This is a genomic window from Lampropedia cohaerens, from assembly GCF_001005215.1.
GTDB classification, from domain to species: Bacteria; Pseudomonadota; Gammaproteobacteria; order Burkholderiales; family Burkholderiaceae_C; genus Lampropedia; species Lampropedia cohaerens.
The window spans coordinates 1-14,842 of the sequence record NZ_LBNQ01000021.1; the positions used below are offsets into that span (position 1 = coordinate 1).

10 protein-coding genes and 1 tRNA gene are annotated in these 14,842 nt (G+C 61.2%); 5 read left to right on the top strand and 6 right to left on the bottom strand.

Features of this window, described 5'->3' with window-relative positions:
- Nucleotides 1-27: 27 nt before the first annotated feature.
- A protein-coding gene (locus AAV94_RS06025; protein ID WP_407927304.1) for an IS3 family transposase occupies nt 28-1,178 on the bottom strand; the annotation gives its coding sequence in 2 pieces (ribosomal slippage) (nt 28-932 and nt 932-1,178; 1,152 coding nt in all).
- Nucleotides 1,179-1,407: 229 nt separating this feature from the next.
- On the opposite strand from AAV94_RS06025, the gene AAV94_RS06035 reads away from it, so the two are divergent.
- A tRNA-Pro gene (locus AAV94_RS06035) sits at nt 1,408-1,484 on the top strand.
- A 176-nt stretch (nt 1,485-1,660) separates the two neighbouring features.
- Here the strand turns inward: AAV94_RS06035 and AAV94_RS14600 are convergent.
- Nucleotides 1,661-2,413 (bottom strand): TetR/AcrR family transcriptional regulator, encoded by a 753-nt coding sequence (locus tag AAV94_RS14600; protein ID WP_197408020.1) that lies wholly within the window; start codon nt 2,411-2,413, stop codon nt 1,661-1,663.
- A 596-nt stretch (nt 2,414-3,009) separates the two neighbouring features.
- Here AAV94_RS14600 and AAV94_RS06045 point away from each other — a divergent pair.
- Entirely contained in the window at nt 3,010-3,582 is a 573-nt protein-coding gene (locus AAV94_RS06045) for an HdeD family acid-resistance protein (RefSeq protein ID WP_197408021.1), read from the top strand.
- A 16-nt stretch (nt 3,583-3,598) separates the two neighbouring features.
- Here AAV94_RS06045 and AAV94_RS06050 read toward each other — a convergent pair whose 3' ends face one another.
- From AAV94_RS06050 to AAV94_RS06065, 4 genes are read right to left on the bottom strand one after another with little or no spacing between them, the layout of a single operon-like run.
- Nucleotides 3,599-4,729 carry an ABC transporter permease gene (locus AAV94_RS06050; RefSeq protein ID WP_046741447.1) on the bottom strand — a complete coding sequence of 377 codons (1,131 nt, stop codon included), beginning with the start codon at nt 4,727-4,729 and terminating at the stop codon, nt 3,599-3,601.
- A gap of 2 nt (nt 4,730-4,731) precedes the next feature.
- The gene (rbbA, locus tag AAV94_RS06055; protein WP_046741448.1) at nt 4,732-7,497 is read right to left on the bottom strand and encodes a ribosome-associated ATPase/putative transporter RbbA; all 2,766 of its coding nucleotides are present in this window, start codon (nt 7,495-7,497) and stop codon (nt 4,732-4,734) included.
- Between the two features lie 5 nt (nt 7,498-7,502).
- A complete protein-coding gene (locus AAV94_RS06060) occupies nt 7,503-8,573 on the bottom strand; it encodes an HlyD family secretion protein (protein WP_046741449.1) in 1,071 nt (356 codons plus the stop codon).
- 15 nt (nt 8,574-8,588) lie between these two features.
- The gene (locus AAV94_RS06065) at nt 8,589-10,091 is read right to left on the bottom strand and encodes an efflux transporter outer membrane subunit (RefSeq protein ID WP_046741450.1); all 1,503 of its coding nucleotides are present in this window, start codon (nt 10,089-10,091) and stop codon (nt 8,589-8,591) included.
- A gap of 1,160 nt (nt 10,092-11,251) precedes the next feature.
- Between AAV94_RS06065 and AAV94_RS06075 the strand changes: the two genes are divergently transcribed.
- Genes AAV94_RS06075 through AAV94_RS06085 form a run of 3 tightly spaced genes read left to right on the top strand, consistent with a single transcriptional unit; the run spans nt 11,252 to nt 14,724 of the window.
- Nucleotides 11,252-11,725, top strand: coding sequence for a phasin family protein (locus tag AAV94_RS06075; RefSeq protein WP_046741452.1), 474 nt, complete (start codon nt 11,252-11,254; stop codon nt 11,723-11,725).
- Nucleotides 11,722-12,477, top strand: a complete 756-nt coding sequence (gene phbB, locus AAV94_RS06080) for an acetoacetyl-CoA reductase (protein ID WP_046741453.1) — start codon at nt 11,722-11,724, stop codon at nt 12,475-12,477. Before AAV94_RS06075 ends, phbB begins: the two co-directional genes overlap by 4 nt.
- Before the next feature lie 33 nt (nt 12,478-12,510).
- Nucleotides 12,511-14,724 carry a DUF3141 domain-containing protein gene (locus AAV94_RS06085; protein WP_046741454.1) on the top strand — a complete coding sequence of 738 codons (2,214 nt, stop codon included), beginning with the start codon at nt 12,511-12,513 and terminating at the stop codon, nt 14,722-14,724.
- Nucleotides 14,725-14,842: the final 118 nt, after the last annotated feature.

Here is a 14,842-nt window from a genome sequence, read left to right on the forward strand (position 1 = left end):
TTGACCTGCCCCCTCCAGCCATACCAATCAGTTGGAGAGAGGTCCAAGGGTATGTAGGTTAACTGATCCTGCCTCGGTGGTTGATGGGTTGGGATTGCGGTGTTTGGCGGCGAACTCAGCCGGAGAAATCCGGCCAATCGTTCCGTGCGGTCGGACCTCGTTGTAGTCCTGGCGCCAGATGGCGATGACCTCGCGGGCTTGGGCCAGGGATTCGAACCAGTTCTCATTGAGGCATTCATCCCTGAACTTGCCGTTGAAGCTCTCGATGTAGGCGTTTTGAGTTGGCTTGCCTGGCTGAATCAGGATGTGCTGTATGCCTCGTGTCTGCATCCAGGCTATGAATGCTCGGCATGTGAACTCTGGGCCGTTGTCGGTCCTGATGGCCTCTGGGTAGCCCCTGAATCTTGCAGCCCGCTCGAGGATGCGAGCGACGTATGCCCCAGGCATGGAAAGGTCCACAGCGATGTCGACGCACTCATGGGTGAAGTCATCGGCGATAGTCAGGCATTTGATGCGGCGCCCGTTGGACAGCGAGTCGCTGACAAAGTCCAGGCTCCAGGTTTGATTGACCCGGGCAGCGGCCACCAAAGGCGTGCGCTCACCACGGTACTTCTTGCCCTTGTTGCGCTTACGAACGGCCAAGCCTTGCTCGCGATACAGGCGAAACACCTTCTTGTGATTGGTGCCTGGAAACTCTTTGCGCAGCATGTCGTGCACACGACGATACCCAAAGCGCCGGCGCTCCATGGCCACTGCATGAATGCGTTCGTTCAGACGCATCGTGTGCTCATCGAGCTGCGGTGGATGGCGCCAGGCGTCGCGCGACAGCCCCACAAGACGGCAAGCCCTGCGCTCGGAGATCTGGGTCTGCTCCAGCATCCTGGCGATGACCTTGCGCTTGTCTTGCGGGGCTAGCGCTTTACCCCGAAGCCGACCTTGAGCGCCTCAAGGTCGAGATGAGCTTCTGCCAGCAACTTCTTGAGCCTGGAGTTCTCGACCTCCAGGTCCTTCAGGCGCCGGGCCTCATCGGCTTCCATGCCGCCGTACTTGCTTCGCCACTTGTAGAACGTGGGCTCGCTGAACCCACCTTGACGGCAGACCTCCTTGACCGGCAGGCCTGACTCGGCCTGCTTCAAGAACCCAATGATCTGCTGCTCGGTAAATCGACTCTTCCTCATGTCCGTCATTCTCCAAGTTGACGGACCTCACTTCCATTCGATTGGTACGGCTGTGAGGGGGCAGGTCAATGTCTCAAAAGCTTGCAACCCCGCGGCTGGCCTCCCTTGCAGACGCTAGACAGACCATGCCGGGAATACTGTGCAGGCCTAGCGAACAGATGCAGCGCAATTAACCACCCAACTCGTCCGCGCAACGCTCAAGATGGACTAGAATAGCCGCCTGCTCAAGCGGGGTGTAGCTTAGCCAGGTAGAGCGCTACGTTCGGGACGTAGAGGCCGGAGGTTCGAATCCTCTCACCCCGACCAGGAAATCATGAAAAAAGCCCGGGTAGTTGATCTGCCTGGGCTTTTCTCTTGATGCGTCGCTATCAATCTAGGGGATGAGTGGGGCAGCGTCCGAATCACACGCCAGCCTTTACTGCATGCGAAGAATTGGCCCTGAGGTCGTGCCGAAATTGACGCCCAGATCTGCCCGCTGCGATTCAATTTGCCTCGGCAGCCTCGTTAGAGGGTCCGCACGTCCGACGCATTGCGTCTGCAGCAGCCGGGTCCAACACCACCAGCAACATATGCCTGTGCGCAGCTTTGATCTGCGCTAGTTTCGCAGCGGCAGTATCGCCTCCCAGCGTCATGCATGTCACCAATGCCAGCAAGGCTGGAGCAGCAACTACCGTGAAATCGCGGGATACCGGGTTATCTGCAATCAGTCCCCGGTCAATCCCTTCATTGAGTTCTTCCTGGCGAATCCTGGCATGGCTGGCGATGAAGCCCTGATGCCATCGCAAAATGAGGTCGGGCACACGAGCACTCTCGGCGATCAACAGCCGAAAAATGGCTTGCATGCGGGCATCGTGGACCAATGCATACACACGTTCCAAGAACCTGTCTACTGCTTCTTCGAGGCTGTCGGCTTCTTGCCAGCGCCAGGAATCCTGTTGCATCGGATGAAACAGGAAGCTCCGCACCAGTGTCTCAAAGATTTCATCTTTGCCTGCAAAATGCGCGTACAGCCCCGCCTTCGTCAGGCCCACGCGCTGGGCAATGCCCTCCATCGTCGCTCCAGCCACGCCAAACACACTGAATTGCTCCAGTGCGGCATCAAGGATTTGCTGACGGCGCAGTTGCGGCGCCATACGCACCCGCACACGCCTTGGCGCATCCATAGGCGTTGCTGTGGGTGAGTCGAGTGATGAGGATGAACGCATGGTGATTGCGCGCCGCAGGTAACGGCGCATGGCGCAATGCCGAAAAGGCTGCGCAGTATAGAGACAGTGTCTGCGCGGCGCTCTCGGGGCCATAAAAAACCCGAACACAATCCGTCCAAGCAGAAAGTCATTCGAAACGGTATCAGAAGGCTGTTCTGCAGCTCTCGCGCAGAACAGTACGCCACACAGCAGGTTGTACGATAAGTCGCGTGCGGATGTCCACTTGTAGGGCAACGGCGCATAGCCACAGCCCTCCCCGAATGGCCTGCCCGTCCGCATCAACTGTCACTTCTATAAGTGCTCCGGCATTCTGCGCAATCGCAACGCATCGTGCGCGGCGTGACGACAAACCCACACTACAGGCTGGTCGATTCCAGAAGGCAGCAATGGCCACATCCGGCCAATGCACGCCAGCGCACTTTGCGGGTTCGTTGCCCGTTCAGTCCTGATGAATGGACATATGAGGCGCCCTATCGTGCTTCTGGAGCCGACTCTAATACTCGAAGATCGTGTACGCTATGTCCTGATCTTGAGGGCTGGCTATTTCCACAGCGGCGATGGTGCCGACGGATCTCGTATCCGCGAACACCTTTGATTCCAATCTGGGCCAATGGAGGTTCACACGCATGCACGACAAGACGTCAATGTTTCCCTCCGGCTACCTCAGTAAAGCTTTGGCGCACGGCTGGTGGCTTTTACTTCTGCGCGGTATTGCAGCCTTGCTATTCGGCGTGTTGACTCTGGCTCAGCCAGGCGCTTCGGCAACCGTGCTGCTACTGTTATTTGCCATCTACGCAATGGCCGACGGGGTCATCGGCATCTGGTCAGCCGTTGTCAACCGGCGAGCTAACACGCGCTGGTGGTCATTAGTACTGTGGGGAATAGCCAGCATTTTGGCTGGCCTGGTTGCGCTGTTTGCACCATCGCTTGTCCTGGCGTTCGCGATTGCCTACATCGCTTTCTGGGCCATTGCCACCGGCGTATTGCAAATTGCCGCCGCCATTCGCTTGCGCAAGGAGATTGCGGGCGAATGGCTACTGATCGCAGCGGGAGCGCTGTCCGTGCTCTTTGGCCTATTACTGATAGTGAACCCGCTTGCCGGGCTGATCTCCATCATGGGGTTGATCGCATTCTACGCAGTCGTCTTCGGTACGCTGCTAACGGTCTTAGCCTTCAGGGTGCGTCGGCTCAGGTCGTGACGCCGACAGCCGCCGATCAGGCCATCTGGGTGATTGTGCTGCGAAACCGCATGAATGATCCGACAAACAGCGCCATGCCGATGATGATCAAGGCGGCAAACTGCGGCCAGACGACATCAATGCCTGCGCCGCGAAACAAGATGGCACTGCCCAGCTTAACGAAGTGCGTGGTGGGTGCTGCCTGCATCACGAACTGAACCGGCTCGGGCATGCTCTCGAACGGCGTGCTGCCGCCAGAGAGCATCTGCAGCGGCATCATGACCAGCACCATCAACATGCCGAACTGCGGCATGTTGCGGGCCATTGTCGCCATGAAGATGCCTAGCGAAGTGGTGGCAAACAGCACCAGCGCTGCGCCTGTAAAGAACAGCCACAGTGAGCCGGCGACGGGCACCTGCAATGCCCAGCGCACAATCAAGTTCAGCGACAGCGCTGAAGCCAGCAGGACGACCAACCCCGTCGACCAGATCTTCGAGAGCATGATCTCTCCGGGCGTGACGGGCATCACAAGCAGGTGTTCGATCGTGCCATGCTCGCGTTCGCGGATCAGCGCCGCACCGGCAAGAATGATTGACAGCATGGCGATCTGGTTGATGATCTGGCTCAGCGCACCAAACCAGCTTTTGTCGAGGGTCGGATTGAAGCGCGCGCGCATCTCCAGTTCCACTGGCGAGGCGGCGGTGCCGCGGTAGCCCTGCACGAATGCATTGATCTCTCCCAGCACGACTTGCTGGATGAATCCGCTGCCGGTAAACGCCTGTGTCATGCGCGTTGCATCGGTATTGAGCTGGATCTCCGCGCGCCGCCCGGCCAGTACGTCGCGCTGAAAACCAGCGGGGATGATCAGCGCAAAGGTGTATTCGCCAGCATCCATGCCCGGATCGACCTGCGACTGATCGATCATGATTGGCGGCAGAAATTCAGGCGGATAGAACGCGGCCACGATGCGCTGCGAAAGCTGGGAGTTATCCTCGTCAACGATCGCCAGCGGTGCGTTGTGAAGCGTCTCCGGCATGGATGTAGCCGAGGAATACACGGAGAACGTGAACACAAAGAGGATCAGCCCGAGCATGATCGGATCGCGCCACAGACTCCATAGCTCCTTGACCCCAAGCCGGTAGATATTGCTGATTTTTCTGCGCAACATCCTCAGCGCTCCTGTTTCTTCAGCAGTGCAATGGCCGCGCACAGGATCACCGGCACGGCGATCACCAGCGGCAGGAACGATGCCGAAAGATCACTGAAATCCAGTGCCTTGTTGAACACGCCGCGACTGATGGTGAACATATGGCTGACGGGATAGACCTCGCCAATGAAACGGCCACTGCCCTGCAGCGATGAGACTGGATTGATCATGCCGCCATATTGCATGGTCGGAATCAGGGTTCCGACCATGGCAAAGAACATGGCGGCAATCTGACTTTTTGTCACGGCCGAGGCCAGCAAGCCCATGCCAGTTGCAATGAAGCAGAACAGCAGTGATGCAACCGCCAGCGTCCAGAAGCTGCCGGTGATGGGCACGTTGAAGACAGTGATCGCCATTAGCACCATCAGCAGGAAATTCAACATGGCCAGCGCCACGTAAGGCAATTGCTTGCCCAGCAGAAACTCGCTGCGCGTCACCGGCGTTACGTAAAGGTTGAGGATGGAACCCATCTCCTTCTCACGCACCACCGCCAATGCCGTCAGCATCGCCGGCAGCATGAGCAGCAACATGGGTATCACGGCCGGCAGCATTGCAGGCAGGCTTTTGACATCCGGGTTGTAGCGGAACCGGTTTTCGACGGCAATGTTGCCAACTTGCGTCCCGCCCGTCCGATGCGCCATCTGCTCGGTCAGCCAATGCTGGTGCATGCCCTGCAGATACGCCTGCACCGTCTCGGCGCGCTGGGGCATGGAACCGTCAAACCACGCGCCGATGGCCACCGGCTGACCGCGCAAAACACTGCGGCCAAACCCCGGCGGAATTTCCAGTGCCACCGCCAACTCACCGCTGCGCATGCGGCGATCCAGGTCATCGTAGCCGGCAAGCGGTGGCTGTTCCTGAAAATACGTCGAGCCCGCCAGATCCAGCTGGTAGCTCTGCGACAGTGAGGACTGATCGTGGTCCAGCACCGCATAACGCAGGTCATTCACATCGGTGCCAATGCCAAAGCCCAGCACCAGCATCAGGATCAGCGAGCCCACCAGTGCCAACGCAGCGCGCACCGGATCGCGCTGCAGCTCCAGCGCCTCGCGCCAGGCATAACTGAATAACCTTTGCAAGCTGAAATATCTGCGCCTGACGCGACCTTGTACGCTCGGCACGGGCGCATCCCCGGCCACGGGCAGCGGCTCGGCCTGCGCCGGGGCCACTGGTGCGCTGCCACCCCCGGCATCCAACAGATAGCCGATGAACGCCTCCTCCAGCGTGCTGGCGCCACGCTTTTGCACCAGTTTCTCAGGGGTGTCACTGTCGAGCACCTTGCCAGCATGCATCATCGACATGCGGTCACAGCGCTGCGCCTCGTTCATGAAGTGCGTGGAAATGAAGATCGTGACCTTGTCGCGGCGCGACAGCTCAATCAGCAGCTGCCAGAACGCATCCCGTGCGACCGGATCCACCCCCGATGTCGGCTCATCGAGAATCAGCAGCTCCGGCTTGTGCACCATCGCCACCGCCAGCGACAGGCGCTGGCGCATGCCCAATGGCATGCTCTCAGGCAATGCGTGTACCACATCTTGCAGGCCAAAGCGCCGCTCCATCTCCTGCACGCGAGCGCCAACAGCGTCCTCAGGTACATCGAACAGGCGCGCATGCAGCATCAGGTTCTGCCGCACCGTCAGTTCGCTATAGAGCGAAAATGCCTGCGACATATAGCCCACCCGCCGGCGCGTATCCAGATCGTGCGGATCGACCAGGTTGCCAAACAGCCACGCCTGCCCTTCGCTGGCGGGCAGCAGCCCTGTGAGCATTTTCATCGTGGTGGACTTGCCGCAGCCGTTGGAGCCCAGAAAGCCGAAGATCTCGCCACGGCGGATGCGGAAGCTGACGTTATCCACCGCAACGAAGTCTCCGAAACGCATGGTGAGGTTCCTGGCCTCGATAGCAATGTCATCCTCATCGACCTGCAGCGGTGGGATGACGACTTGCGTATGGTTGCGTTTCTTTTCTTCCGGAAGCAGTGCGATGAACGCTGTTTCCAGCGAATCACTATGGGTGCGTGCCAGCAACTGCTCGGGCGAGCCTGTGGCCAGCACCTGGCCATCGTCCATCGCCACAAGCCAATCGAATCGCTGCGCCTCGTCCATATACGCGGTGGCGACGATCACGCTCATGCCGCGTCGGTCTCGACGGATGTTACCGATCAAATCCCAGAACTGCGCGCGGGCCAATGGATCGACACCAGTAGTCGGTTCATCGAGGATGAGCAGGTCCGGATCGTGTATCAGCGCACAGCACAGACCAAGCTTTTGCTTCATTCCCCCTGACAACTTGCCAGCTGGCCGATCCAGAAAAGGATGTAGCCCCGTAGCACGCGTGAGATCGTCGATGCGCCGCCGCCGTTCGGCCGGCGCGTGCCCGAACAGGCGCGCAAAGAACTGCAGGTTCTCCTCGACCGACAGCGTCGGGTACAGATTCTTTCCCAGCCCCTGCGGCATATAGGCGATGCGCGGACACACGGCATTGCGATGCTTGCGGCTGCGCATGTCGCCATCAAGCACGATTACCTTGCCTTGCTGTACTGCACGAGCTCCGGCAATCAGCGATAGAAGGCTAGATTTACCGACCCCGTCAGGGCCGATCAACCCCACCATGCACCCAGCGGGAATGTCCAGGGTAATGCCAGCCAGCGCCTGCGTCTTGCCGTAATGAAGTACGACCTGCTGGAGCCGCACCACATGCCCAGACGCATCCTGAGGAAGGGACGGCATACCGCTTACTGCCCTGGTGGCAACGCCAAATCAGCCGGCCAAGAACGGGACGGATCCAGCCTCACCCAGGCCACCCCCGGCAAACCGGTCTTGACGTATTCCAGGTGCTCGCGCAGCAGCTCGCGATCGATTTGCGCGCGCACGCGAAACATCAGTTTCTGCCGCTCATCGGCGGTTTCCACCGTTTTTGGTGTGAATTGCGCACTACTGGCTACATACGATACCTGTGCTGGAATCGGGTACTGGGGAGCCGCATCGAGCACGATGCGAACTTCAGCGCCGATCGCCACGCGTCCCGCGGCTTCGGTCGGCAGAAAGAACGTCATGTAGACGTCGGAGAGATCGATCATGTTGAGCACCCGGCCACCGGCACCCAGCACCTCTCCAGGCTGCGCGACGCGAAACTGCACGCGTCCGTCACGCGGCGCTCTGAGCTGGCTGTCGTCAATCTCGGCCTGGATGCGTTCGAGCGTTGCATCCACCGCATCAACCTGCGAGCGGGCACTGACTACCTGCGCGCGGGCAGCGACGATCGCCGCATCGGCCGACGCCACCTGCGCCTTGACTGCAGCCAGCGCAGCCTCGGCGCTGCTGGCGCGAGCGCGGTCATCATCCAGCGTCTGCATGGACGCCGCGCCCTCGCGCGCCAAGGTTTCCGAGCGCGCGAGACGACGTCTTGCCGCATCGAGCTCGCTCTCAGCCTGCCGCACCTGCGCCAGCAATGCGGACTTATCGGCCTCGCGCATGGCTGCCTGTGCCTCCGCGGTTGCCACCGCATTGAGCGCCTGCCGGCGTTGCGCCTGCGCTTCGCGCAACTGGGCCTCCAGTGTCTGGACCTGCATGGTGGCCACCACTTGCCCGGAACTGACGAAATCCCCCTCATCGACCAGGATGTCCGCGACGCGCCCGGCCAGTTTGGTGGCAACGTCGACCTCGGTGGCCTCAATGCGGCCATTGCTGCGCACGAACCCCTCTTCCTCCGCTCCTGTCTGCTGGTGCTGCCAAACGTACCAGCCAGCGGCCACTGCGATGACCACCAGCAGGATGGGAATGAATTTGCGTTTGAGAAGGTCCATGGCAATTTCGTCAGGTCAGAAAACATGCATATCGGAAGAGACCGGCCGGCTCGCCGCCGGGCCCTGCACTGCAACCTGCCCGCCATCTGGCGGTGGTGCGCCGCCGCCAAGTGCTGCATACAACGCCACTCGGCTGGCCAGCAGCGCCCTGCGCGTCTGCGCCAGCTGCTGTTCGGCGGCAATGAGATCCCGCTCGGCGTCCAGCACTTCCAGAAAACTCGAGGCGCCACTGTCATAGCTCAGCCGCGACAGCCGCGCGCGTTCTTGCTGCACCTGCAGATCGCGCTGGCGCACATCCGCTTGCTGCACCAGCCAATGCTGCGCAGACAGGGCATCCGCCACGTCGCGGAAGGCGTTCTGGATGGTCTGCTCATAATCCACGACGGCCATTTCGGTGCGGACCTCGGCCAGATCCAGATTGGCGCGATTGCGTCCACCATCAAAAATCGGCAACGACAGGTTCGGCACAAAACTCCACGCCCGGTTGGCACCATGAAACAGGCCATCCAATTCGTTGCTGGCCGTTCCCCCAAATGCGGTGAGACTTATGCGCGGAAAAAACGCTGCACGGGCTGCCTCGATATTGGCCTGCGCTGCGCGCAACTGATGTTCTGCCGCCACGATATCGGGACGCCGCTGCAGCAGATCGGACGGCAGACCTGGCTGCACCAACGGCAACAGCGCGACGTCATCGGCAAGCGAACCCGCCGGGGGTAAATTAGCCGGATCGACGCTGCCACCAAGCAAAATTCCCAGCGCCAGTCTCTGCGCATCCCGCTGCTGCTGCAGCTGCAACACCAGCGATTGCGCCTGCGCCATCAACGTCTGCATCTGCGTGAGCTCCAGGCGGGATATGGCGCCCACCTCGAACCGGCGCGTGAAGATGCGCAACGATTCGCGCTGGTTGCGTTCATTGGCATGCGCCAGATCCAAGCGCTCCTGCAACTCACGCAGCCCGAAATATGCATCGGCCACCTGTGCGATCAACGCAACGGTGGCAGCGCGCCGCGCTGCATCAGTGGCCAGAAAGCTCTGTAGTGCCACTTCGTTCAGACTGGCGATACGCCCCCAGAAATCGATTTCCCAGCTACTGATGCCCACGCCAAGTTGGTACTGACTGGCAGTGGTGGCGCTGCCCAATGGCGACAGATCCCCGGGCGTGCGAGCGCGACTGGCCTCACCGCTAGCACCGAGGGTAGGCCATTGCGCACTACGTTGCACGCCATAGCTGGCACGCGCTTGCTGAACACGCAGAACGGCCGTGCGCAGATCCCGATTGTGAGCCAATGCTATTTCGATCAGCTGCTGCAAGCGCGGATCCGAGAAATAGGCGCGCCAGTGCGCGTCAGCCACTGCCGCGCCGAAGCTGCCATTGCTGCTGTCCGTATAAGGATAGGAGGCAGGCATTTGCACAGCGGCATCGATCGCGCGGCGATCCGGCAATGCACAGCCCGCAATCACAGCGCAAAGCAATGCAACCGCACTGCGCAGCAGGAAGGAATGGTCAGGGCTTTGCATGGTTGCAGGACAAGATCAAAGTGAAAAGGTTGAGAGCATTCTCGGGTGGCGTTGAGAAAAATGCACCACCTGCCTTCATGGCGGATATCCTGCACGACAGCGACACACCAGCGGGAAAAAAGCGAACGCAACCGTCCTGTACGCATCGCAATCACCGCTAACGACCAAGCGGTCAATAGGTACCGTGGCGAGTATAGCTGTGCCAGCAAGCCTATTAGCAGCAAGTCACACATGCCGCAATGCCACAGCTGCAGCGCTACGCAGGTCTGCGACTCCGCTCGTGCAACAGTTTTCCGATTTCCCGAAACGTTCTCCCTCTCCAGCGCATGCGTCAGATGGCGTGGCACGCGCCTGAACGACCTTGAATTGAAGGCGCGTCGCGACATATGCTTCCCGGCAATGCCGGGGGGACCAATTGGCAACACGCTGATGCCGCGCAATGGATGACTGCGCCGCTACAGCATCCGGCGCGTGCGGCGACAACGAGGCCATGACCTCGCTCCCGACAGAACCGGCATCAAGCCACGCCCCGCCGTGAAAGCGTCGATTGGAACGCCCGTGGATGGACTGCCGCTCCGTTCTGACAACAGGGCGCCTTGCAAGTTGTCAGCCGACCCATTCGCGGGCTTCTCGCAGATCTCTGATCGAACAGGTGCAGTCACATCCAAGGCGTCGCGCGGTGCTCCGGCGCCAGCAGTTCGTCCCATACCACGCATGCCCCACCAAGTCGGTGCGAAAAGTCGGGAAAACATTTTTTGACAGGTATCATGCATTAACGACCAAATAGTCGTTAACTACGTCACTTCGATCACCTCGTTGATCCAGCACCGATCTTCACTCTGTTGGCGCGGGGCGGCTTCAGCGCAACTGGGCAACTCGCGGGGATGCATCAGGTACGGCCTATGAAAGAAGTCCACTTTTGTCTGGGAGGAGCAATAGACACATGCAGCTAAACGCCCGTTCGCCCGAAAACACAACCTTGAACGCGTCATTACGTACGCGTCATCGCAAATCACCACATCGTTGATGCGCTGCAGCGCCTGCCGATGGGCTGCGAACCAGCGCATGGCTGGAATGGCGCTGCTTCCATTTCTGAGGCAGCAACCCGCCAACGGCACGCCATCTCCCTGCCCCTTCCTCTTTCCCGAAAGGTACCTGCCATGACCGACTCCACGCAATCGTCCCTGGACATGCATAAAGCCAATCTACAACTCGCCACCCGCATAGTGAAGCTGCTGGAACAGCAGAGCCAACAGTCGCTGGAACTGGCCATTCGCCTGATGGACGAGCGCATCAACGCCTGTGACGCCACCATCGAGGCACTGCAAAAAACGGGCGACTGGCAGACGCTGGCCGCACTGCCCTCCGAGGCCTTCTGGCGTCAACTGCATCAGCTCACTGGCGACAGCCAGGCCTTATCACAAGCAGCATTGCGCCTCCAGACGCACGTGGCTGCCAGCCTCCAGGAAGCTATCCAGGAGTGGCAGCGGCAAGCGTTGCTGGCATTCAAGAACAGCATGCCCGGTGCCGGAGGCACTATCCCCGCATTCAGCGAGTCTGCATGGACCGAACTGCTCAGGCCGTGGAATCCATGGTTTGGCGCCACCGCCCCTGACGCCAAGGAGTCGAAATGACCGACAACACCGCAACACGACGCACAGCCCTCGTCACCGGCGGCATGGGCGGCCTGGGTGAGGCGACCGCACGCGCCCTGCATGATGCCGGCCACACCGTGCTGGTCACCCATTCTCGCAACGATGAGGACGCGGCCACCTGGCTGGCCAAGGAGGCTGCCGCCGGTTACGCGTTCCACTCCTACGATGTGGACGTGGCGGACTGGGACTCCTGCCAGCGCATGGCAGAGCGCATCGTCGCCGATGGACACGCCATCGACATCCTGGTCAACAATGCTGGCATCACCCGCGACGCCACCTTCCGCAAGCTCAGCAAGGAGAACTGGGATGCGGTGCTGCGCGTCAATCTGGACTCGATGTTCAACGTCACCAAGCTGTTCATCGACGGCATGCTCGAACGCGGTTGGGGCCGCATCATCAACATCTCCTCGGTCAATGGCAGCAAGGGGCAGTTCGGGCAGACCAACTATTCGGCCGCCAAGGCCGGCATCCACGGCTTTACCAAGGCGCTGGCACTGGAAGTGGCAAAAAAGGGGGTGACCGTCAACACGGTCTCGCCGGGCTATCTCGCCACACAGATGGTCATGGCGGTCCCCGAAGAAGTGCGCAACCAGATCATTGCCGGCATTCCCGTCGGACGCCTGGGCAGGCCCGAGGAGATTGCCGCGTTGATTGCCTTCATCGCCAGCGACGCCGCCGCCTTCATGACCGGCAGTAACGTGGCAATGAATGGCGGCCAGCACATGTATTGACCAGAGCGCGCATCGCGCACAAGGAGTCCGACCATGACCAGGCCCCGCACTCCGCCTGCATCCGAGACACCGGCCACGCCGCTGCAGTGGACGGCTGCCGCCACCGATTACCTGATCGATGCCTGGCAGCGCAGTGTGCTGTACGCCGACATCCGCCGTCAGCGCGGCAACCAGTACCGTGCGCACCTGCAGGAAAAAGTGCCAAACGTGCTGCAGTTCGAGGCCGAACTGGTGATGTCCGGGCAGGATCTGCCGCACCCGGTCAACTATGGTCTGGTACGCATCATCCCCGGCGATGACGTCAAAATTGACCCGACCAAACGCCCATTCATCGTGGTCGATCCCCGCGCCGGGCACGGCCCCGGCATCGGCGGTTTCAAGCCCGACAGCGAGATCGGCGCCGCGCTCAAGGCCGGACACCCGTGCTACTTCGTCGGCTTTCTGCCCGACCCGGTGCCCGGGCAGACGGTCGAGGACGTGATGCGCGCCGAGGCCGAATTCGTGCGCAAGGTCGCGCAGCTGCATCCCGACAGCCTTGGCAAACCGGCGGTGATCGGCAACTGCCAGGCGGGCTGGCAGGTGTTGATGACCGCCGCGGTCTGGCCTGAGCTGTTCGGCCCGATCATCTTGGCCGGCGCCCCGCTGTCGTACTGGGCGGGCAAGAATCCGATGCGCTACGCCGGCGGCCTGCTCGGCGGCAGCTGGCTGACGGCCATGACCAGCGACCTGGGCGCGGGGCGCTTCGACGGCGCCTGGCTGGTGCAGAACTTCGAGAACCTGGATCCGGCCAACACGCTGTGGACCAAGCAGTACAACCTCTACGCCAAGGTCGACACCGAGGGGCCGCGCTATCTGGGCTTCGAAAAGTACTGGGGCGGCCACGTGTTCCTGGACGGCGGCGAGATGCAGTACATCGTCGACAACCTGTTCATCGGCAACAAGCTGGCCACCGCCGAGCTGGTCACCTCCGACGGCGTGCGCATCGATCTGCGCAACGTGCGCTCGCCGATCGTGGTGTTCTGCTCCTACGGCGACAACATCACCCCGCCACCGCAGGCGCTGGGCTGGATCACCGACCTGTACCGCAACGATGCCGACGTGGCCGGCCACGACCAGACCATCGTCTTCGCCACCCATGACAGCATCGGCCACCTGGGCATCTTCGTCTCCGGCAGCGTCGGGCGCAGGGAACACCGCGAATTCGCCGCCAACATCGACCTGATCGACCTGCTGCCGGCCGGCATCTACCGTGCCGAAGTCGAGGACCGCGAGGGCAACCCGGCCGACGACCCCTACCTGCTGAAGATCCGCCGCAGCGGCGTGGACGAGATTCGCGCAATCGTGCAGCCTGACCCGGCCAGCGAACGGCGCTTTGCCGCCGCCGCGCGGGTATCCGAGATCAATCTCGCGCTCTACCGCAACTTCGCCCAGCCCTGGGTGCGTGCGCTGTCCACGCCACTGTCGGCGCGGTGGCTGCAGGCGCTGCATCCGCTGCGTATCGGCTACGAGTGGTGGTCTGACCTGCACCCGCTGGCACCCGCTGTGGCCGACTTGGCTGAACAGGTTCGCGCGCAACGACAAGCGGTGGACGAGGAAAACCCCTTTTGGCAGCTTCAGCAGCGTGCAGCCACGGCCATCGAATACATGCTCGACCGATACCGTGACCACCGCGACGCAATCTACGCCCTGACCTTCGACACGCTATATGGCTCTCCCGCGCTGCAGGCGTTGGCCGGTCAGAGCATCCACGACCAGAATCCGCCACGCCAGCATCCGGGCGATACGCCGGAACATCGTGCCTACATCGCCAGCGAACAGGCCCGGTTACAGGCCGAATTGGTACAGGGTGGGCTGGCCGAAGCGCTGGTGCGGGGCCTGATTCACGTACTGGAAGCGCGCGGCGAGACTGACGAGCGGATCTTTCACTGCACCTGGCAGCTGGCGCGCCCTCACCTGGAGCAAGCCGGCAACGCCGGTGCGATCATGGCCGCCTTCCGCGCCCTGATACGCCGCCAGGCGCGACTGGTTCAGCACGCGCCGGATGCAGCGATTGCTGCGATCGCGCAGCTGGTGGTCGACATCCCTGAGCAGACGCGTCAGGACGCGGCGGAGTTCCTGGACACACTGGTGCGGCAGACCGGTGCGCCTTCGCCGCAAGAGGCACGTCGCCTGAAGCACGTATTGGCGCTATTACAGCCAACGCCTGGGCGCTCGCGTGGTCGGCGGCCCAACAAAGCGCGCGATTGATGGCAATTATTTACCCGCCAGCCGTCGCGCCATGCGCAGTAAACCCAGACTGAGCCCCGCCGCCATGCTGTGCCGCAACATGCGTTTGCATGGCGTGTCTCGCCCTTTCAGCCACTAT